The 18,825-nt window shown below is 60.4% G+C and carries 19 protein-coding genes; 11 read left to right on the forward strand and 8 right to left on the reverse strand.

Annotated features, from left to right (window positions below; genetic code table 11):
• Positions 1–74: 74 nt before the first annotated feature.
• On the reverse strand, positions 75–1,652 hold the full coding sequence (locus AX768_RS00440; RefSeq protein ID WP_061998318.1) for a YifB family Mg chelatase-like AAA ATPase: 1,578 nt from the start codon (positions 1,650–1,652) through the stop codon (positions 75–77).
• 115 nt (positions 1,653–1,767) lie between these two features.
• Positions 1,768–2,034, reverse strand: a complete 267-nt coding sequence (locus tag AX768_RS00445) for an accessory factor UbiK family protein (RefSeq protein ID WP_062000658.1) — start codon at positions 2,032–2,034, stop codon at positions 1,768–1,770.
• Between the two features lie 476 nt (positions 2,035–2,510).
• On the opposite strand from AX768_RS00445, the gene AX768_RS00450 reads away from it, so the two are divergent.
• The 7 genes from AX768_RS00450 to ptsP all read left to right on the forward strand — a co-directional run bounded on the left by AX768_RS00450 (position 2,511) and on the right by ptsP (position 10,112).
• Positions 2,511–2,849 carry a P-II family nitrogen regulator gene (locus AX768_RS00450; protein WP_031364354.1) on the forward strand — a complete coding sequence of 113 codons (339 nt, stop codon included), beginning with the start codon at positions 2,511–2,513 and terminating at the stop codon, positions 2,847–2,849.
• 34 nt (positions 2,850–2,883) lie between these two features.
• Positions 2,884–4,371 carry an ammonium transporter gene (locus AX768_RS00455; RefSeq protein ID WP_061998319.1) on the forward strand — a complete coding sequence of 496 codons (1,488 nt, stop codon included), beginning with the start codon at positions 2,884–2,886 and terminating at the stop codon, positions 4,369–4,371.
• Positions 4,372–4,660: 289 nt separating this feature from the next.
• Positions 4,661–5,950, forward strand: coding sequence for a glutamate--cysteine ligase (gene gshA / locus AX768_RS00460; RefSeq protein ID WP_056358120.1), 1,290 nt, complete (start codon positions 4,661–4,663; stop codon positions 5,948–5,950).
• Between the two features lie 148 nt (positions 5,951–6,098).
• Positions 6,099–7,058 (forward strand): glutathione synthase, encoded by a 960-nt coding sequence (gene gshB, locus AX768_RS00465; RefSeq protein ID WP_061998320.1) that lies wholly within the window; start codon positions 6,099–6,101, stop codon positions 7,056–7,058.
• A gap of 301 nt (positions 7,059–7,359) precedes the next feature.
• Complete coding sequence (locus AX768_RS00470; RefSeq protein WP_061998321.1) at positions 7,360–7,848, forward strand: PTS sugar transporter subunit IIA; 489 nt, start codon at positions 7,360–7,362, stop codon at positions 7,846–7,848.
• A 50-nt stretch (positions 7,849–7,898) separates the two neighbouring features.
• Positions 7,899–8,168: an HPr family phosphocarrier protein gene (locus AX768_RS00475; RefSeq protein ID WP_060817338.1), complete on the forward strand. Its 270-nt coding sequence runs from the start codon at positions 7,899–7,901 to the stop codon at positions 8,166–8,168.
• Between the two features lie 183 nt (positions 8,169–8,351).
• Positions 8,352–10,112 carry a phosphoenolpyruvate--protein phosphotransferase gene (gene ptsP / locus AX768_RS00480; protein WP_172811903.1) on the forward strand — a complete coding sequence of 587 codons (1,761 nt, stop codon included), beginning with the start codon at positions 8,352–8,354 and terminating at the stop codon, positions 10,110–10,112.
• Here the strand turns inward: ptsP and AX768_RS00485 are convergent.
• From AX768_RS00485 to gpmA, 4 genes are all read right to left on the reverse strand, one after another.
• Positions 10,100–11,326 (reverse strand): autotransporter strand-loop-strand O-heptosyltransferase, encoded by a 1,227-nt coding sequence (locus AX768_RS00485; RefSeq protein WP_172811904.1) that lies wholly within the window; start codon positions 11,324–11,326, stop codon positions 10,100–10,102. The genes ptsP and AX768_RS00485 overlap by 13 nt on opposite strands.
• A gap of 114 nt (positions 11,327–11,440) precedes the next feature.
• Complete coding sequence (locus tag AX768_RS00490) at positions 11,441–12,199, reverse strand: HesA/MoeB/ThiF family protein (RefSeq protein ID WP_061998324.1); 759 nt, start codon at positions 12,197–12,199, stop codon at positions 11,441–11,443.
• Positions 12,200–12,344: 145 nt separating this feature from the next.
• On the reverse strand, positions 12,345–13,922 hold the full coding sequence (locus AX768_RS00495; protein ID WP_061998325.1) for a S41 family peptidase: 1,578 nt from the start codon (positions 13,920–13,922) through the stop codon (positions 12,345–12,347).
• Between the two features lie 354 nt (positions 13,923–14,276).
• The gene (gene gpmA / locus AX768_RS00500; RefSeq protein ID WP_061998326.1) at positions 14,277–15,023 is read right to left on the reverse strand and encodes a 2,3-diphosphoglycerate-dependent phosphoglycerate mutase; all 747 of its coding nucleotides are present in this window, start codon (positions 15,021–15,023) and stop codon (positions 14,277–14,279) included.
• A gap of 212 nt (positions 15,024–15,235) precedes the next feature.
• Between gpmA and AX768_RS00505 the strand changes: the two genes are divergently transcribed.
• The 4 genes from AX768_RS00505 (at position 15,236) to AX768_RS00520 (ending at position 17,504) form a co-directional block, all read left to right on the forward strand.
• Entirely contained in the window at positions 15,236–15,661 is a 426-nt protein-coding gene (locus AX768_RS00505; protein ID WP_061998327.1) for a rhodanese-like domain-containing protein, read from the forward strand.
• Positions 15,658–15,918, forward strand: coding sequence for a glutaredoxin 3 (gene grxC / locus AX768_RS00510; protein ID WP_056358080.1), 261 nt, complete (start codon positions 15,658–15,660; stop codon positions 15,916–15,918). The genes AX768_RS00505 and grxC overlap by 4 nt, the downstream gene beginning before the upstream one ends.
• A gap of 91 nt (positions 15,919–16,009) precedes the next feature.
• A complete protein-coding gene (gene secB / locus AX768_RS00515; RefSeq protein ID WP_056358077.1) occupies positions 16,010–16,483 on the forward strand; it encodes a protein-export chaperone SecB in 474 nt (157 codons plus the stop codon).
• A 22-nt stretch (positions 16,484–16,505) separates the two neighbouring features.
• Positions 16,506–17,504 (forward strand): NAD(P)H-dependent glycerol-3-phosphate dehydrogenase, encoded by a 999-nt coding sequence (locus AX768_RS00520; RefSeq protein ID WP_061998328.1) that lies wholly within the window; start codon positions 16,506–16,508, stop codon positions 17,502–17,504.
• A 12-nt stretch (positions 17,505–17,516) separates the two neighbouring features.
• Here the strand turns inward: AX768_RS00520 and trmL are convergent, their stop codons facing one another.
• Both trmL and AX768_RS00530 read right to left on the reverse strand, forming a co-directional pair.
• Positions 17,517–17,987, reverse strand: coding sequence for a tRNA (uridine(34)/cytosine(34)/5-carboxymethylaminomethyluridine(34)-2'-O)-methyltransferase TrmL (trmL, locus tag AX768_RS00525; RefSeq protein ID WP_061998329.1), 471 nt, complete (start codon positions 17,985–17,987; stop codon positions 17,517–17,519).
• Positions 17,988–18,005: 18 nt separating this feature from the next.
• Entirely contained in the window at positions 18,006–18,821 is an 816-nt protein-coding gene (locus AX768_RS00530) for a ComF family protein (protein WP_082778848.1), read from the reverse strand.
• Positions 18,822–18,825: the final 4 nt, after the last annotated feature.

The raw sequence follows: 18,825 nt of genomic DNA on the forward strand, positions 1-18,825 counted from the left end.
AACAAAGAACGCCCCAGTGTGCATAAGTCAAGTCTTGACACGCGAATTTCTTTCTAAGACGACGCGCAGGCGGCCTATACCGCGGCGAAAACCCGCCGATACTGGATCGCCTCAGCCAGATGCCCCGCCGTGGGTGAGTTGGCGGCGGCCAGATCCGCAATCGAGCGCGCCACTTTGAGCACACGGTAATACGCTCGCGCCGACCACCCGAAGCGCTCACCCGCTTCGCGCAGCAAGGCTTCGCCGGCCGCGTCCGGGCGGCAGACCGCGTCGACTTCCCGGCCATCGAGTTCCCGATTTGTCTTGCCTTGGCGCTGAAGCTGGCGCTCACGTGCATCGGCTACACGGCGCGCCACGAGTGCGCTTGTCTCACCCAGAGACCCACTCCTCGCCGATAATTCCGCCGGCGACAATGCGGGCAGTTCGATCTGGATATCGATGCGGTCGAGCAGTGGTCCTGAAAGTTTGCGCAGATAACGAGCGGCGATCTCGGGTGTGCAGCGGCATCGGCCGTTCGGATCGCCGCGCCAGCCGCACGGGCACGGATTCATGGCTGCGACCAATTGACACGCAGCCGGGAAGTCGGCCTGATGCGCGGCGCGTGAAATGGTGATCCGGCCGGCTTCCAGCGGTTCGCGCAGCGTTTCGAGCACTTTCCGGTCGAACTCCGGCAGCTCGTCGAGGAACAGCACGCCCAGGTGCGCCAAGGTGATTTCGCCGGGTTGTGGTGGATTGCGCCCGCCGACAAGCGCCACCGAACTCGATGAATGATGGGGTGCCCGGAACGGCCGCTGGCGCCACTGAGCCGGGGAGAATCCAAGCATGCTCGCGGAAAGGATCGCCGCAGAGGACAGGGCTTCTTCGTCTGTCATGGGTGGGAGAAGGCTGGGCAAACGCGCGGCGAGCATCGATTTGCCTGCGCCCGGCGGTCCGACCATCAAGAGATGATGTCCGCCGGCCGCCGCGACCTCCAGTGCACGCCGTGCGCCGGGATGGCCGATGACATCGACGAGATCGGGCAAGGGTGGGCGCCGGTCTAGCCGGGAGCCGAGCGTTGCGGCACGGACGGGCGTGAGGCGGCCGTTTTCCGAGCCGCAAAGAAGTGCACACAAAGTGGGCAGATCGGGCGCACCAAATACTTCGACACCTGGCACGAGCGCGGCTTCCGATGCACTCGCGGCCGGCAGATAAATCTCAGGCATGCGCACGTCGGTGTCCCGCACGAACCCACGTTCCATTGCAACGACGCCCGCATATTGCCGCGCTGCGCCGCACGCCATCGCAAAGGCGCCGCGCATTGGCCGGATGGAACCGGTCAGCGACAACTCGCCCGCAAACTCACGATGCAACAACGCCTCGACGGGAATCTGACCGCTCGCTGCAAGGATGCCCAATGCAATAGGCAAGTCGAACCGGCCGCTTTCTTTCGGCAGATCGGCAGGGGCAAGGTTGACGGTGATCCGGCGAACGGGAAATTCGAAGCCGCAATTCTGAAGGGCGGCGCGAACGCGCTCGCGGCTTTCGCGGACTTCAAGATCAGGCAGGCCGACGATTGAAAACGAAGGTAATCCATTGGCGAGATGGACCTCGACGGTCACCTCGGGCGCGCGCCCAGGGGCGGGCGCGCGGCTACGCACCACGGCAAGCGACATGATTTTTTCCCCGCTGCCCGCGCCCCGTCGTTGCAATTGCAATCGCAAGGCGGCGGTTTATTGATCCAACATCACGGCTCGCTTAGCGGTGACACGCTTTTTCAGCTTCTAGCCCTTAGTCCTGACTACTCGATGAACTAGCACCACCCAGCTTTGCTTCCAGTTGCGCCACACGCCGTTCGAGCTCTTCGAGCCGGGTACGTGTGCGCACGAGCACTTGCGTCTGGGTATCGAATTCTTCGCGCGTGACGAGATCCAGCTTCGAGAAGCCTTGCGAAAGCATGGCTTTCATATTCTTTTCAATGTCCTTGGCTGGCGAATTCTTGAGCAGCTCGCTCATCTTGGCCTGGAAGTCATTGAATACGTCGTTCGGTTGTTTCATGCAGTCTTTCCTCTTGCGCACCATAAAAGTGCATTCATTGTTAGCTCAGTGCCACGAAATTCTTCATGATCCAAATTGGTGCGTCCTAGCGCGAAAGCTGATGGCGGCTGCGCCCAACTCGTCCCTTGACGCGGCGTTTCGTCACGCCCAGGGAATCTGAACTTCGTGCCTGACCTTGCGTGCACTCTAGCAACGATCCACGGTACGCGCCAGCACATGGAAGCACCGTTAGCCATCCGGTCTAAGGAGCGGGCCGGGACCCCGCGAAGCCCTGATGAGCATGCGTATAGGCTCGCATGGCATACGAGTTGCATAAGTGGCCCCGGCCTTGTCGGTACGCGCTTTTCCGGGCGATGGGCAAAGCGGCGTGGCGCATGAGACGCCGCTCGCGATGGCACGAGGCAACAAAGGATCAGGCATGGGACCAGAGCAAGCGCCAACACGCCAACTCTGTTCGACACACACGCGAGGGATACATGAAGCTCATTACCGCAATCATCAAGCCGTTCAAGCTCGACGAAGCACGCGAAGCGTTGTCGGCGATCGGCGTCTCGGGCATCACCGTCACCGAGGTAAAAGGCTTCGGCCGCCAGAAGGGCCACACGGAGCTGTATCGCGGCGCCGAGTACGTGGTCGACTTTCTGCCGAAAGTGAAGATTGAAGCAGCGGTATCGGACGATATCGTCGACCAGGCGATCGAAGCGGTGGAGCGCGCAGCACGCACGGGCAAGATCGGCGACGGAAAGATCTTCGTCACCCCGATCGAACAAGTCATTCGCATTCGTACCGGTGAAACCGGCGCGGACGCTCTCTAAAAAAAACGAAACGGCGATAAGAGGAAACACAAGAATGCGCAATTTATTGATGTCCTTGTTTATGGCGGGGTCGCTGCTGGGAGTGAGCGCCGGCACCGTGATGGCGCAGGATGCATCGGCGCCCGCGGCTGCGTCGGCCATGGCGGCGCCTGCAAGCGCACCAGATTCCGCGTCTCCGGTCAGCGCCAATACGGCACTGGCTTCCGGCGCGGAAGCAGCATCGGCCGCAGCGCCGGCTTCCGGCGCATCGGACGCAGCAGCCGCACCGGCTGCCCCGACGGAACCGTTCTCTGTGGATTCATCGAAGATCAGCTCGGGCGACACCGCCTGGATGTTGACCTCCACCGCTCTCGTCCTGTTCATGACGATCCCGGGCCTCGCACTCTTTTACGCCGGCATGGTGCGCAAGAAGAACGTGCTCGCGACCGTGATGCAGTCGTTCGCAATCTGCTGCCTGGTCACGATCATCTGGACGGTCGTCGGCTACTCGCTGGCGTTCACGCCGGGTAACTCGTTCATTGGCGGATTCTCGCGCGTGTTCCTGCACGGCATGAACTACATCAAGGGCGACAAGGCCACGACGCTGACCGTCAGCCACCTGGCCCCGACGATCCCGGAATCGGTCTACTTCGTCTATCAGATGACGTTTGCGATCATCACCCCGGCGCTGATCGCCGGTGCGTTCGCTGACCGCATGAAGTTCTCCGCGATGCTCGTCTTCATGGGCTTGTGGTCGATCATCGTCTACTCGCCGATCGCGCACATGGTGTGGGAACCGACGGGCTGGCTCGCAACGGCCGGCATCCTGGACTTCGCAGGCGGCACGGTGGTTCACATCAACGCCGGTATTGCAGGTCTCGTGTGCTGTCTGGTGCTCGGCAAGCGTGTCGGTTATGGCCGCGAAGTCATGGCGCCGCACAACCTCGTGCTTTCGCTGATTGGTGCATCGATGCTGTGGGTCGGCTGGTTCGGCTTCAACGCGGGTTCGGCAGTGGCGGCTGACGGCCGTGCCGGCTTCGCAATGCTCACGACGCAAATCGCAACGGCTTTTGCTGCATTCGGCTGGATGTTTGCCGAATGGCTGGCGAAGGGCAAGCCTTCGGTACTCGGCATCATCTCGGGCGCGGTTGCCGGCCTGGTGGCGATTACGCCGGCTTCGGGCTACGTTGGCGTGACCGGTGCGATCGTGATCGGTATTGCGGCGGGCGTGGTCTGCTTCTGGTCGGCTACGTGGCTCAAGACGAAACTCGGCTACGACGATTCGCTCGACGCGTTCGGCGTGCACGGCGTGGGCGGTATTCTCGGCGCATTGCTGACGGGTATCTTCGCGGTGAAGGACATCGGCGGCGCCGACGGCAGCATCTTGCTGCAAGCCAAGGGCGTTCTGACCACGCTGGTGTACAGCGGCGTGATGAGCTTCGTCCTGCTGAAAATCATCGACATGGTCATGGGCCTGCGTGTCACGGAAGAAGAAGAACGTGAAGGCCTGGACGTGACGCTGCATGGCGAGCACGTTGAATAAACAATGTTTCAGACCGGTTGCGGCAGGGGCGCGAGAGGCCCGGCTTCAATCGGAGTATGTGTAAAGCAATAGCAGCATGGCTCCGAGATAAGCGCAGCGATTTTGCCCGCCCGTCCTACGGCGGGCATTTTTTTGTCCCGTTTTTGTGCAGGAAGACAGATTCGGATCAGGTGAAACGTTCGCGAAAGACGGCACGAACCGTGCGAATAGGCTTGGGAAAAGGGAGTTCATACCCAAATAGATGAGGCATTTGCTCTACAATCTTTCCTCTTAAGTCCGCGAGTCATCAATGGTTCCGCATCTCGTAACGGCGTTAAACGGCCCCCTGCTCGATCTCGAGCGGAAGATACTCGACGCGACGCCGTCCATTGAACGCTGGTTCCGGCTGGAGTGGCAAGAACACACGCCGCCGTTCTACTGCTCGGTGGACCTGCGCAACGCGGGTTTCAAGCTCGCCCCGGTCGACACCAACCTGTTCCCCGGCGGTTTCAACAACCTGCCGGTCGAAGTGTTGCCGCTTGCCGTGCAGGCCGCCATGGCATCGATCGAAAAGATCTGCCCTGATGCGAAAAACCTCCTGGTGATACCGGAGCGCCATACGCGCAACGCGTTTTACCTGGAGAACGTCGCGCGGCTCGCGACCATCATGCGTCAGGCCGGATTGAATATCCGCTTCGGCACGCTCGATGAAAACATTCATGGCCCGGTGACGATCGCGCTGGCGGATGGCCAGAAGATCGTTCTCGAGCCGCTCGAGCGCACGCCGCGGCGCCTCGGCCTGAAGAATTTCGACCCGTGCTCGATCCTGCTGAACAACGATCTGTCGGGCGGCATTCCGCCGGTGCTTGAAAACCTGCACGAGCAATACTTGCTGCCGCCGCTGCATGCCGGCTGGGCGGTGCGCCGGAAATCCAATCACTTTTCCTGTTACGACGACGTCGCGAAGAAGTTTTCAAAGCTCGTCGAAATCGATCCGTGGATGATCAACCCGTATTTCGCGCACGTCGAAGGCGTGGATTACGAGGCGCGCACGGGCGAGCAGGAACTGGCGGATGCCATCGACGGCGTGTTGAAGAAGATTGCGAAGAAGTATCGCGAATACGGAATCAGCGAGAAGCCGTACGTGGTGATCAAGGCCGACGCCGGCACCTACGGCAAGGGCGTGATGACCGTGCACGACGCCAGCGAAGTCGCCGCGTTGACCAAGCGCGAGCGCGTCAAGATGAACGACGCGAAGGACGGCCTGGAAGTGCACGACGTGATCGTGCAGGAAGGCGTGCATACCTTCGAGCGCGTGGAAAACGCGGTCGCCGAGCCGGTGGTCTACATGATCGACCGGTATGTGGTCGGCGGGTTTTATCGTGTGCACGATTCGCGGGATCGCGACCAGAACCTGAACGCGCCCGGCATGCATTTCGTGCCGCTCGGCTTCGAGCACACCGCGCTGCCCGATGCCCACGCGAAACCCGGCGCAGCACCGCCGAACCGCTTCTACATGTATGGCGTGGTGGCGCGGCTGGGATTGCTGGCGGCATCGGTTGAATTGGAAAAAACTGATCCGGAAGCCATTCAGGTTTAAGCTTTGAATCCGGAGCACGACGGCCGCACGAGTTGCGGCCGTTTGCACGTCAGGCGCGAACGCACGCAACGTGTTAAAAATCGCGTATTGCAGACCGCTGCCGCTTTCTACCGAATAAACCAAGGCCGAACGGCCGTTCTGGACGCTTATGGACATACTTTTTATCGCCGATCCGCTCGATCATTTCAAGATCTACAAAGACACGACCTACGCGATGATGGCCGAAGCCGCCCGCCGAGGGCACACGCTCTACGCGTGCGAGCCGCAGCACCTGGCCTGGGTGTCGGGCAAGGTCGAAGGGTTGGTGCAACGCGTGTCCATAGTCGGCGACGTGGCGGATTCCGCGCGTTCGCCGTGGTACTCGGCCGCAACGCCGGAACTGCGCGATCTGAAGCAGTTCGATGCCGTTCTGATGCGCAAAGACCCGCCGTTCGACATGGAATACGTGACGACCACCTGGCTGCTCGAATTGGCCGAGCGTACCGGTGCACGCATCTTCAACAAGCCGCAGGCAATCCGTGACCACTCTGAAAAACTGGCAATCGGCGAATGGCCGCAATTCGTCGTGCCGACGCTGGTCACCCGTGACGCCGACCGGCTGCGCGCGTTCCACGCAGAACACGGCGACGTGATCCTGAAGCCGCTCGACGGCATGGGCGGCATGGGCGTCTTCCGCGTGAAAGCGGATGGCATGAACCTCGGCACGATCGTGGAAATGCTGAGCGACAACGGCGCGCGCAGCGTCATGGCGCAGAAGTTCATCCCGCAAATCACCGATGGCGACAAACGTATTCTGATCATCGGCGGGCAGCCGGTGCCGTATTCGCTTGCGCGGATTCCGCAAGGCAACGAAGTGCGCGGCAATCTGGCAGCCGGTGGCTTGGGACGCGCGCAACCGCTGACCGAGAACGACCGCAAGATCGCTGAAACGCTGGGGCAGACGCTGTTCAATCGCGGCCTGCTGCTCGTCGGGCTCGACGCCATCGGCGACTATCTCACCGAAGTGAACGTCACGAGCCCGACGTGCTTCCGCGAGATCATGGATCAGACCGGGTTCGACGTGGCGGGAATGTTTATCGATGCACTGGAGCGTGCTGTTGCAATTTAGAGGTGTCTGTCAAAGTGGCAGCCGGGCAGTTGAATCCGTCTGGACTGCTACAATCTGCCACTCATGAGATTCGTTTCGCGGTGCGATCCGGCCCCGAAATTGACAGTGAGAACTTGCCGCAACGTGTTTCATATTGCGCTGCGCAAGAGTGCAAAATCCGACTAAGCTTGCAACATGCGGGCTTTTCGACGCTTTTGCATCCGGATCGATGTTTGCGGTCGCTTTTTAATTGCGCGCATATAACAGCAAGTTCCCACGATTTCCGACGTATCTCGTCGTTTTTGGGGCAGCACACTCTGATATGGCTGGCATTCTGATCATTGCTCACGCACCTTTCGCTTCGGCGCTACGTGAGTGCATTTCCCACATTTACGGCGGTTTGCCCGCGCGCATCGGTGTGATCGATGTGATGCCAGACTGCGACCCTGTCGAAGTGCGTGCGTTCGCGCGCTCCGAGATCGACCGTCTGAAGGAAGAGAACGGCGCGATCGTTCTCACCGATGTTTTCGGCGCAACGCCCGCGAACATTGCGCAGAGCCTTGCAAGCGACACGGTTCGCGTACTGGCCGGCGTCAACCTGCCCATGCTCGTGCGCGCCGTGTGCTACCGGACCACGCCACTGGAAACGATGGCTGAAAAGTCGCTCCAGGGCGGATCGAAGGGCGTTCAGGAGCTGGACGCGTCGACACCTGCAAATCCGTGCGCAATGGCGAGCGCCGCTGCAGCGGCAAGTTGTGCGGTGAAGTCGGCGGCGGTTGCCAGCGAACCGGAAAAAGTAGTCAGTCATTAAAACCAAGGCACCTGCACGAGTCAGCCCTTTCACCTAGCGCCCGGAGCATCATGCTGCAACAAGAAACAACGATTGTGAACAAGCTGGGTCTGCACGCGCGTGCCTCAGCGAAGCTCACACAACTGGCAGGAAGTTTTCAATGCGAGATCTGGATGAGCCGCAACGGCCGCCGGATCAACGCAAAAAGCATCATGGGAGTGATGATGCTGGCGGCGGGAATCGGCAGCACGGTGACGATCGAAACCGAGGGCGCCGACGAAGCCGAAGCCATGAAGGCCGTTCTCGCCTTGATCGCCGACAAATTTGGCGAAGGTCAATGAGCTTGTCATCGAAGATGTTTTGAAGAGAGCCGCGTTCCAACGCGGCTTTTTTTATGCGTTGCTGCAGCGCAAACGGTGAGGGACCGCGTTCGAATTTATAATGAGGCGCGCAATCGTATGTTCGGGCATCGCCAGCCTGCAAATACGACGCAACCGCGATCCACCCTAACCAGAGAGGTGCGCGTGTCGTTCACGCTGCATGGAATCCCAGTCTCCCGCGGCATTGCCATTGGCCGTGCGTATCTGATCGCGGCCGCCGCGCTGGATGTCGACCATTACCTCGTCGAGCCGGATCGTATCGACGGTGAAATCGAACGCTTTCACGCAGCCCAGGCGCAGGTCCACGCGGAGCTCGACGCGCTGCGTGAGGACCTCGCGGCCGATGCCCCCAGCGAAATGGGCGCCTTCATCAACGTCCATTCCATGATCCTGAACGACGCCATGCTCGTTCACGAAACCATCGATCTGGTGCGGACCCGCCGATACAACGTGGAATGGGCGCTCACCGAGCAGCTCGAGATACTGAGCCGCCATTTCGACGATATCGAAGACGAATATCTGCGCGAACGCAAGGCTGATATCCAGCAGGTCGTCGAACGCGTGTTGAAGGCGCTGGCGGGCGCTCCGTCCACGGCGACGCTCGTGGTCGATGGCGCCGCGACCAACGGTCACAACGACATGATCGTGGTCGCGCATGACATTGCGCCGGCCGACATGCTGCAGTTCAAGACGCAGGCGTTCAAGGGTTTTGTCACGGACCTGGGCGGACGCACGTCGCACACGGCGATCGTGGCGCGCAGCCTGGGCATTCCGGCATCGGTAGGTGTGCAGCAGGCGAGCGCGTTGATCCGGCAGAACGATCTGATCATCGTGGACGGCGATCACGGCATTGTGATTGTGGATCCCGCGCCGATCGTGCTCGAAGAATATTCGTACCGGCAAAGCGAGAAGGTGCTCGAACAGAGAAAGCTTCAGCGCCTCAAGTTCTCGCCCACGCAGACGCTCGACGGCACGAAAATCGACTTGTGCGCGAACATCGAGTTGCCCGACGACGCAAAGACCGCGCTCGATGCCGGCGCAATGGGCGTCGGTCTGTTCCGCAGTGAATTCCTGTTCATGAATCACAAGGACGAGCGGCCGGAGGAAGAGGAGCAATTCGAGGCTTACAAGCGGGCGATCGAACTGATGAACGGCCGGCCGGTGACCATCCGGACAATCGATGTCGGCGCCGACAAACCGCTTGAATCGATGAGCAGCGGCGACGGCTACGAGACCGCGCAAAACCCGGCGCTCGGCTTGCGCGCGATCCGCTGGAGCCTGTCCGAACCGCAGATGTTCATGACGCAGTTGCGCGCCATCCTGCGTGCATCGGCGTTTGGCCGGGCGAAGATCCTGATCCCGATGCTCGCGCACGCGCAGGAGATCGACCAGACGCTCGACCTGATCCACGAAGCGAAGCGTCAGCTTGACAGCGCCGGTATCGAATACGACCGCAATGTGCAGGTCGGCGCGATGATCGAGATTCCAGCCGCGGCGATTGCGGTGCGCCTGTTCCTGAAGCGGCTCGATTTCCTGTCGATCGGGACAAACGATCTGATCCAGTACACGCTTGCCATCGATCGCGCGGATAACGCTGTAGCGCATCTTTATGATCCGCTGCACCCCGCTGTGCTGCACTTGATCGCGTTCACGTTGCGCGAAGCGAAAGCCGCAGGCGTGCCAGTTTCAGTGTGCGGCGAAATGGCCGGCGACCCGAGCGTGACGCGCCTCCTGCTCGGCATGGGGCTGACCGAATTTTCGATGCACCCCAGTCAGTTGCTGGTCGTCAAGCAGGAGATCCTGCGCGCGGATCTGAAGGCCTTGAACAAGCCCGTCGCGGACGTGCTTGCAGCGTATGAACCCGCGGAATTGCTTGCGGCCCTGGCGGTGCTTCAGAAGGCTTGAGCCAGCAGTTTCTTGTCGGCTATCAGCTTGTCCACCACGCGCATCACGAATTCAGGCGTGATGATCGACGTGCACTGGAACCGCTGCGCCTTGTCCGCGCGGCGGGGGCACCACGCGAAGTCCGTGGCTTCGAACTCGGCGGTCGTGTCGTTGAAGCAGCTATTGCAGCCATGAAAATTGATCACGCGATACGGCGTGCGAAATTCCGTCGATGGATGCGAAAACCCGCTGATCATCACAACGGGCGTGCCTGCGGCCCACGCGAGCCACGACAACCCGCTTCCCAGTCCGATAAAAAAATCCGCGTGATTCAACAGGCTCAAACGTTCCTGCAATGGCCGGTTGCCGGTGAAATCCTCGGCGCCTTCGGGCATCGTGTTCATGTATTCGGCGTTGCCGTATGACTGCTCTTTATCGATGCACAGGACGCGGTAGCCGAGTGTTTTCAAATGCGCGATCAACGTTGGCCAGCCGCGCGGGTTGTTCCAGTACTTGCATTGCGCAGTCGATTGCGTCGCGATGCAAACATAACGCTCCTTGATCGGGCGGGACTTATCGGCGATGACCACGTTCGGGCGGCGTTCCTCGCAAGGCACGCCGAGCAGGTAGGCAATCATGTCCTGCATGTTGCTCACGCGTGGGTCGGTCGGTTGATGATCGCGCTCTGAAAATGGCTTGAGCAGACCGATGTAGTACGTAGCGTAGAACGTATCCGCCTGACTGTTCAGTTCTTCGTCGGTTTCAATATGCAGACGCGGATAACCCTCGCGGAAAAGCGGCTGCAGATGCGGCCCCAGCGGCATGTGCAGTTCGCAATTGTGCTGCTCGCGAAATGCATCGATGACCGGCATCCACGCAATCGAATCGCCGAGCGCAAGCGGCGCCATGCGTAATGCCACTTTCTTGTTGGCCGCATTGAAGGTGTGGGAGAAGACGAGGCGCTGACCGTCGAACACTTCTAGCAGGAAACGCACGAAATATTTACGCCTGCTCGTGACTATTGAGTTGGCTTCCACAGCTTCGTCAAGTACGACGTTGAACGTGTCCAGGTCGATCATGCGAACGCGCCAGCCATCCACCGGCACTTGCACGCGGCATCCATAGTTGAAGTCGAAGCGGACTCCTTCGGCGCCGCTCAGTGCCGGTGGGCCCGGGCGTGCAAATTCAGTTTCATTCCGGCCGCGCTGCGTGCTTTGGCTTGCTGTCTCACTCACGTGTTGCTCCAATCGCTTTAAGGTTCAGCAGCCACGATAAGGCAGCCGAACCATCAGCTAAATTGGAGGAATCTTAAATTTGAGACAACGCATGCGGGCGACGCGCGAAAGGCACTATTTCGCCGTATGTGATCCGCAAACAGGACAGTCCGCCTGCCTTGCAATGCGCATGGTGTTCCACTCCATGCGCAGCGAGTCGAGCATCATCAGGCATCCTTGCAATGTCGTGCCGAAGTCGCCGATCAGACGCAGCGCTTCGGCCGCCTGCATCGTGCCGATGATGCCGACTGTCGGCGAGAAGACACCCATGGTCGAGCAGGCCACTTCCTCGAACGCTTCGTCAGGTGGGAACACGCACGCGTAGCACGGCGATTGCGCGGAGCGAAAATCGAAGGTGCTGATCTGTCCGTCAAAGCGGAGCGCTGCGCCCGAGATTAGCGGCACGCCGTGCGCGAAACAGGCCGCGTTGATGGCGTGGCGGGTGGCGAAGTTATCGGTGCAATCGAGTACGACAGTCGCGTGCGGGACGTTGTCGTTCAGCCATTGCGCGTCGGCGCGCGTGGCGACCGCGTTCACCTTGACATCGGGGTTGAGCGCGGCGAGCGTCTTGCGCGCCGAGTCCACCTTGGGTTCACCCACGGATGCCGTGGCGTGGACGATCTGGCGCTGGAGATTGGTGAGATCGACGGTATCGGCATCGACCAGCGTCATCTCGCCGATACCCGCCGCCGCCAGGTACATCGCCGCTGGGGCGCCAAGGCCGCCTGCGCCAATGATCATCACGTGCGCATCCAGAAAGCGTTGTTGCGCTTCGATGCCGATTTCATCGACGAGAATATGGCGGGAGTAGCGAAGAAGCTGATCGTCGTTCATCGGGCGCTCGAGTGGGCATTGACCGGCGCGGCGGTCAGGAAGCGCCTATTTTAAGCGCGAGGCCGCAAAGGCAGGAAAACCCGGCAAGGCAAAAACGAAAACGCCGCCCACATGGGGCGGCGTTTGATCTGGCTGGCCGAAAATCTTACTGCGTAGCCGATGCCGGCACGGGCGCCGAAGCAGGCGCCGCAGCGTCCGATCCAGGCGTTGCCGGCAAGGCCGGCTGCACCGCGATCGGAGCGGATGCGGACGGCGTCGGCTTGTCCTGCGCAAGCTTGCGCTCGGAGTACGACTTCGACTCCTGAACCGGCTTGCCTTCAAGCTTGTTCAGGCCTTGGGTCAGCATGAAGTCATCCGCACTGCCGAACTCGACAGGCTTTCTCTCACGATCCTTCCGGCGCTGCTCAGGCGTCTTCTTGTCGTTCTGCTCTTCAAGAATCCGCAGTTGCTCGAGCCGGTCTGCTTCGCGGGCTTCCTGTTCCTTCTTCTCGTTCGGGTCCTGCGTGTTCGCCAAGTGGTTCGAATAATCCACTTCCCGCGTCACGAGTGCGTCGTCCGGATCGCCTTCCGCGTATTGATCGACCGGAACGTCAGGACGGATGCCCTTGTTCTGAATCGACTTGCCGCTCGGCGTGTAGTAGTACGCGGTAGTCAGGCGCAGCGCGGTGTCCGCGGTCATCGGCCGGACGGTCTGCACCGAACCCTTGCCGAACGTGGTCTTGCCGACGATCAACGCACGATGATGATCCTGCAGCGCACCTGCCACGATCTCCGAGGCCGACGCCGAATACGCGTTGGTCAGCACGACCATGGGCACCTTCTTGAAGATTTCCGGCAGGTTCTTCAGCGGATCGGAGTCGAATGACGGCAGACGATAGTTGTCGTACGTATCGCGGAAAGTCTGCTTTGCGTCGGCGATCTGGCCATTGGTGGACACCACCACGGCATTGTCCGGCAGGAACGCGCCGGCCACGCCGACGGCGCTTTGCAGCAGACCGCCGCCGTTGTTGCGCAGGTCGAGCACGAGACCCTTCAGGTCGGGCTGCTGACGCGCGAGATCCTGCAGCTTCGCGGCGAGATCAGGCACCGTGCGCTCCTGGAAGCTCGTAATGCGGATGTAGCCATAACCCGGCGCCGGGATCTTCATCTTCACGCTCTGCACGCGAATGAGCGCGCGCGTGACCGTGATCGGGAAGGTCCGGTCGTCGGTCTTGCGGAAAATGGTCAGCGTGACCTTGGTGCCCGGATCGCCGCGCATTTGCTTGACGGCGTTGTCGAGCGTCATGCCGCGCACCGGCTTGTCGTTGATACGCGTGATCAGGTCGCCTGGACGAATGCCGGCGCGAAACGCCGGCGTGTCTTCGATAGGCGAAATCACCTTGATCAGTCCGTCTTCCGACGAGATCTCGATACCGAGCCCGGCGAACCGGCCCTTGGTCTGTTCCTGCAACTCTTCGTAGTCGGTCTTGTCGAGATACGACGAATGCGGGTCGAGGCTCGACACCATGCCCTTGATGGCGGCGGTGAGGAGTTTTTTATCGTCGACCGGTTCGACGTATTCATGCTTGATTTGCCCGAAGACTTCGGCAAACAACCGCAGTTGATCTAGCGGGAGAGGCGCGGTAGCGGCTTGCTGGGCAGATGCGGAGAGTTGCAGCGTGGCAAATGCGCCGGTAGCAAGGCCCGCGGCGATCAGGCCGATGTTTTTCAGGTTCTTTCGCATAGAGTCTGTTGCGGTCGGAAGCGGATTAGGCTGCGTCGTGGTTGACTGGGCAGTATAACTGCAAGCCCCGGACCACGACTTAAACGCAGCTTAAACGGCGTCCGCCGGCATGGTGGGTAAATTCTTTTTGAAGCCGCGGTTTATTAAAACGGTAATCCCTGCGCAAATGTCGGGCCCGGCTTATGGGACTGCAGCAAAAAGACCTGATGGAGTTTATGAAAGCAAGGATGAATCGTCTCAGCCAAAGATGTTGACCGGGCCTGGTATGCACCCAAGCGGGTTCGCAGACGATTCGAGCGTGGTTGATCTCGCATCGTCTGCCAGTCAGGCTTGGGATTTGGGCGCAAAGCCCGCTTATCCCGCCTTCCCCTGCTTTGCGACCGCAGCCTGCGCCTTCGCTATGGCATCGGGGTCGCCGAGATAATAGTGCTTGATCGGTTTCAGGTTTTCGTCGAGTTCATAAACGAGCGGCACGCCATTCGGGATATTCAATCCGACGATATCGTCGTCTGAAATCCCATCCAGATATTTGATCAGCGCACGCATGGAGTTTCCATGCGCTGCGATCAGCACGCGTCTTCCCGACTTGACGGCCGGTCCGATGGACTCGTTCCACATGGGCAGCACGCGTGCGACCGTGTCCTTCAGGCACTCGGTCAGCGGCAGCTCTTCGCGCGGCACTTTCGCATAGCGCGGATCGTTGAACGACGTGCGTTCGTCCAACGGATCGAGAGCCGGCGGCGGCGTATCGTAGCTTCTGCGCCAGACCAGCACTTGCTCGTCGCCGTATTGCTTCGCTGTCTCAGCCTTGTTCAATCCCGCGAGCGCACCGTAGTGCCGCTCGTTCAGCCGCCACGAATGCACGACGGGCAGATACATCTCGTCCATTTGATCCTGCACGTGCCAGAGCGTGCGGATTGCGCGCTTGAGCACCGAGGTGTACGCAATGTCGAAACTGAAACCCGCTTCTTTCAACAGCACGCCGGCTTGCTGCGCTTCGCGGACGCCTTGTTCCGTCAGGTCGACGTCGACCCAGCCTGTGAATCGGTTTTCCTTGTTCCACGTGGATTCGCCGTGGCGGATGAGCACTAGCTTGTACATGATGTCCGTTTAGAGGTCGGTTAGTTGGGAAGCCTGTTAAGAAGCAGCAAGAAGCGGAAAACTGGCATCGATTTTGTGCGGCAACGCGCTTCGGCGCAACTCAGCCGATCGGCCGATGCCTTTACGGAGAACGGTTATTTTATAATGGCTGGATTGTCCTGATTTTTTTACGGCTTTTCTTTTCTCCACACTCCCAATCCGGCGGTCCCGAAGTGAAGTTTTTCACCGATTACACCAACCTTGTACTTATCGCCGTCCTCCTCATTTCGGGCGGGTTGCTGCTGTGGCCAACGCTTATGCGGCGCGGCCGCGGCGCCGTTTCACCGGCCGACGCGGTCCTTTTGATCAACCGGCGCAACGCCTCGATCATCGACCTGCGGCCGGCCTCCGAGTACTCGCAAGGGCACATTCCGGCCGCGAAAAACTTTGGTTTGGCGGAGCTCCAAGCAAAAGTTGGCCAAATCGCCAAGAATAAGAGCAATCCGGTCTTGCTCGTTTGCCAGACCGGGCAACAGTCCCAGAAGGCGAGCCAGATCGTGAGCGATGCAGGCTACGCCGAGGTCCATGTATTGCAAGGCGGACTGGATGCCTGGCAAAAAGCTGGCATGCCGGTCGTGAAACAAGGAGCCCTAAAGTGAACAAAGTAATCATGTACAGCACGCAAGTGTGCCCGTATTGCCAGATGGCCGAACGTCTACTAAAGTCGCGCGGCGTGGAAAATGTCGAGAAGGTGCTGATCGACCGTGATCCTGCAAAACGTGAAGAAATGATGACGCGTACGGGCCGACGGACGGTGCCGCAGGTGTTTATCGGCGAAACGCATGTCGGCGGGTACGACGATCTGTCAGCGCTCGACCGCAAAGGCGGCCTGATGCCGCTGCTCGAAGCGGCCTGAACGCATTGCCGGCAGTAAAGCAGCCCGTGGCATTGATCCGGAAAAACCGGAAACGCCGCGGGCTGCACTTTAAATAATCAAGGGAATCAACATGTCTGACGACAACAACCAACCGTTCTTCAACATCCAGCGCATCTACTTGAAGGATATGTCGCTCGAGCAGCCCAATTCGCCGGGAATTTTCCTCGAGCAGGACATGCCGTCGGTGGAAGTGGAAGTGGACGTGAAGGCCGAGCGCCTGGCAGAAAGCGTGTTCGAAGTGCTGGTGACGGGCACCGTGACCGCGAAGGTGTCGGACAAGGTCGCGTTCCTGATCGAAGCGAAGCAAGCCGGCATTTTCGATATCCGCAACATCCCGGCTGACCAGATCGATCCGCTCGTCGGCATTGCTTGCCCGACCATCCTGTTTCCGTACCTGCGCTCGAACATTGCTGACGCCATCACGCGCGCCGGTTTCCCGCCGATCCACCTCGCGGAAATCAACTTCCAGGCGCTGTACGAACAACGCATCTCGCAATTGTCGGCCGCCCAGGAAGGCGTGGCCAACGGCGCGACGCTGAACTAAAACCGATATTCCGGAGCCGGGCATGCAAGTAGCCGTTCTCGGCGCCGGTGCGTGGGGCACCGCGCTGGCTGGCCATCTGGCCACTCGCCACGACACGGTCCTCTGGGCGCGCGATCGCGCGCTCATCGAATCCCTGTCCGCTTCTCATGAAAACGAGCGCTATTTGCGCGGCGTGACGCTGCCTGAAACGCTTGTGTACGAAGCGGATCTTTTCTCCGCGTTGAGTCACGGTGCGGCCGGTGATGCACTTTGCGTAGTCGCCGCGCCTGTAGCGGGCCTGCGCGCGTTATGCCGGACGATGCGCGAGTCGGGGATCGTCCCGGCGCATATCGTGTGGCTGTGCAAAGGGTTTGAAGCCGATACGCAATGTTTGCCAAATGAGGTCGTCGCGGCCGAACTGCCGCAGCACGCGAGCAACGGCACGCTTTCCGGGCCGAGCTTCGCCCGCGAAGTCGGCCAGGGCTTGCCGGTCGCGCTGACGGTCGCGAGCGCATCGGTCACGCTGGGCGAGCGTACCGTCGCGGCCTTCCACCATGGCGCGATGCGTATCTATACCGGTGACGACGTGATCGGCGTCGAGGTAGGCGGTGCGGTGAAGAACGTGCTGGCTATCGCAACGGGTATCGCCGATGGACTCGGGCTGGGCCTGAACGCGCGCGCCGCGCTGGTCACGCGCGGCTTGGCCGAGATGGCGCGACTGGGCGTGGCGTTGGGCGGCCGCGCGGAGACGTTCAACGGCCTGACCGGACTCGGCGATCTGATCCTGACGGCGACCGGGGATTTATCGCGGAATCGCACGGTAGGCATGCAGCTCGCGACCGGCCGATCCCTGACCGATATCCTCGCCGCGCTCGGCCACGTGGCCGAAGGCGTGCGCTGTGCGCGGGCGGTGCTGGCGCTGGCTGAATCTCATGGCATCGATATGCCGATCACCCATGCCGTTTGCCGCGTCTTGTTCGATAACGTCGCGCCGCGCGATGCCGTCCACGCATTGCTGAGCCGCGACGCAAAAGCTGAATAACGGCGCTTCGCTTTATTCGCCACCCTCGAAGCCTGTCTGACGCCACGCCTCGAACGTCACGATCGCAACCGTATTCGACAGATTCAAACTCCTGTTTCCCGGGCGCATTGGCAAGCGGACGCGCCGTTCGGTAGTGAATTGTCCAAGCACCGCGTCCGACAAGCCGCGCGTTTCCGCGCCGAACACAAACCAGTCGCCTTCCTGGAACGCGTGCCCGAAAAACGGCGTGGCGCCGCGTGTGGTGAACGCGAACATGCGCGTCACGTCGGGTGTTTCCTTCTCGATAAAAGCGTCCCAGTTCGCATGGACGTGCATCTGTGCGTACTCGTGGTAATCGAGTCCGGCACGGCGCATCTTGGCGTCATCGAGAGGAAATCCTAACGGCTCGATCAAATGAAGCCGTGCGCCCGTGTTGGCGCATAGCCGAATGACGTTGCCGGTATTCGGGGGAATTTCGGGTTCGACCAGGACTACGTTGAACATAAGCGATGACTCAAAAGATTAGTCTTGCGGTGTGCGCAGCGCGACAAAGTTGGTTACACGCCGCGCGCCCGCGGTTTTCAGAGTACGGGCCAGGGCGTCGAGCGTGGCGCCGGAAGTCATGACGTCATCGACTATACCGACGTGTTTGCCGCGGACGTCGCGCAGCACTCTGAAGGCATCGCCGACATTGTGGCGGCGCGTATCGAGATCGAGCTTCGCTTGCGGCGCGGTATTGCGGGTACGCTCGATCAGCGTTGCATCTGCATGCGCACCCAGCCGGCGTGCCAACGGCTTGCCGATAGACCATGCCTGGTTGTAGCCGCGTGTCCTGAGACGCTTCCTGGACAAAGGCACCGGCGCAACGATATCCGGCGCGGCTACATTGGAATCTTCGAACGTGGCTTGCAACTGGCGCGCGAATTCATCGGCTCCCGCTAGCCGCGCCTGAAACTTCAGCTCGAGCGCGAGTGTATCGAGCGGAGCGCGATAATCGGCGAGCGCGATGGTTGCATCGAAATGCGGCGGCTCGGTGATGCAAAGCTTGCAGCGTGACTGAGCGCGGGAGCGGTCTTCGCCGGGGCTGGCAAATACCGACATGGGCAATGCACAAATGAAGCAGCGCGTGCGTGCCTGGTTCCAATACTGCTCATCACAGCCGGTACACAACACTCGATGTGACAAATTGCCACACAATGCGCACTGACTCGGCAAAGCGATGTCGTGCAACCGCACAAACAAACGCGCGGCATCGACAAAGCCTTTTTGCAACAAGCTCAAACCTGCACTTGAAGCGAGGGCTGAACGGCGCAGGATGAAGAGAAATTGTCGACCCATCAGT

Origin of the sequence: Burkholderia sp. PAMC 28687 (assembly GCF_001577465.1) — a bacterium.
Classification (GTDB): Bacteria; Pseudomonadota; Gammaproteobacteria; order Burkholderiales; family Burkholderiaceae; genus Caballeronia.

Bases quoted from the DNA above. Each gene is read 5' to 3' on its own strand.
- AX768_RS00440 (WP_061998318.1), bottom strand. From the start codon at position 1,652: ATGTCGCTTGCCGTGGTGCGTAGCCGCGCGCCCGCCCCTGGGCGCGCG.
- AX768_RS00445 (WP_062000658.1), bottom strand. From the start codon at position 2,034: ATGAAACAACCGAACGACGTATTCAATGACTTCCAGGCCAAGATGAGC.
- AX768_RS00450 (WP_031364354.1), top strand. From the start codon at position 2,511: ATGAAGCTCATTACCGCAATCATCAAGCCGTTCAAGCTCGACGAAGCA.
- AX768_RS00455 (WP_061998319.1), top strand. From the start codon at position 2,884: ATGCGCAATTTATTGATGTCCTTGTTTATGGCGGGGTCGCTGCTGGGA.
- gshA (WP_056358120.1), top strand. From the start codon at position 4,661: ATGGTTCCGCATCTCGTAACGGCGTTAAACGGCCCCCTGCTCGATCTC.
- gshB (WP_061998320.1), top strand. From the start codon at position 6,099: ATGGACATACTTTTTATCGCCGATCCGCTCGATCATTTCAAGATCTAC.
- AX768_RS00470 (WP_061998321.1), top strand. From the start codon at position 7,360: ATGGCTGGCATTCTGATCATTGCTCACGCACCTTTCGCTTCGGCGCTA.
- AX768_RS00475 (WP_060817338.1), top strand. From the start codon at position 7,899: ATGCTGCAACAAGAAACAACGATTGTGAACAAGCTGGGTCTGCACGCG.
- AX768_RS00490 (WP_061998324.1), bottom strand. From the start codon at position 12,199: ATGAACGACGATCAGCTTCTTCGCTACTCCCGCCATATTCTCGTCGAT.
- AX768_RS00495 (WP_061998325.1), bottom strand. From the start codon at position 13,922: ATGCGAAAGAACCTGAAAAACATCGGCCTGATCGCCGCGGGCCTTGCT.
- gpmA (WP_061998326.1), bottom strand. From the start codon at position 15,023: ATGTACAAGCTAGTGCTCATCCGCCACGGCGAATCCACGTGGAACAAG.
- secB (WP_056358077.1), top strand. From the start codon at position 16,010: ATGTCTGACGACAACAACCAACCGTTCTTCAACATCCAGCGCATCTAC.
- AX768_RS00520 (WP_061998328.1), top strand. From the start codon at position 16,506: ATGCAAGTAGCCGTTCTCGGCGCCGGTGCGTGGGGCACCGCGCTGGCT.
- trmL (WP_061998329.1), bottom strand. From the start codon at position 17,987: ATGTTCAACGTAGTCCTGGTCGAACCCGAAATTCCCCCGAATACCGGC.
- AX768_RS00530 (WP_082778848.1), bottom strand. From the start codon at position 18,821: ATGGGTCGACAATTTCTCTTCATCCTGCGCCGTTCAGCCCTCGCTTCA.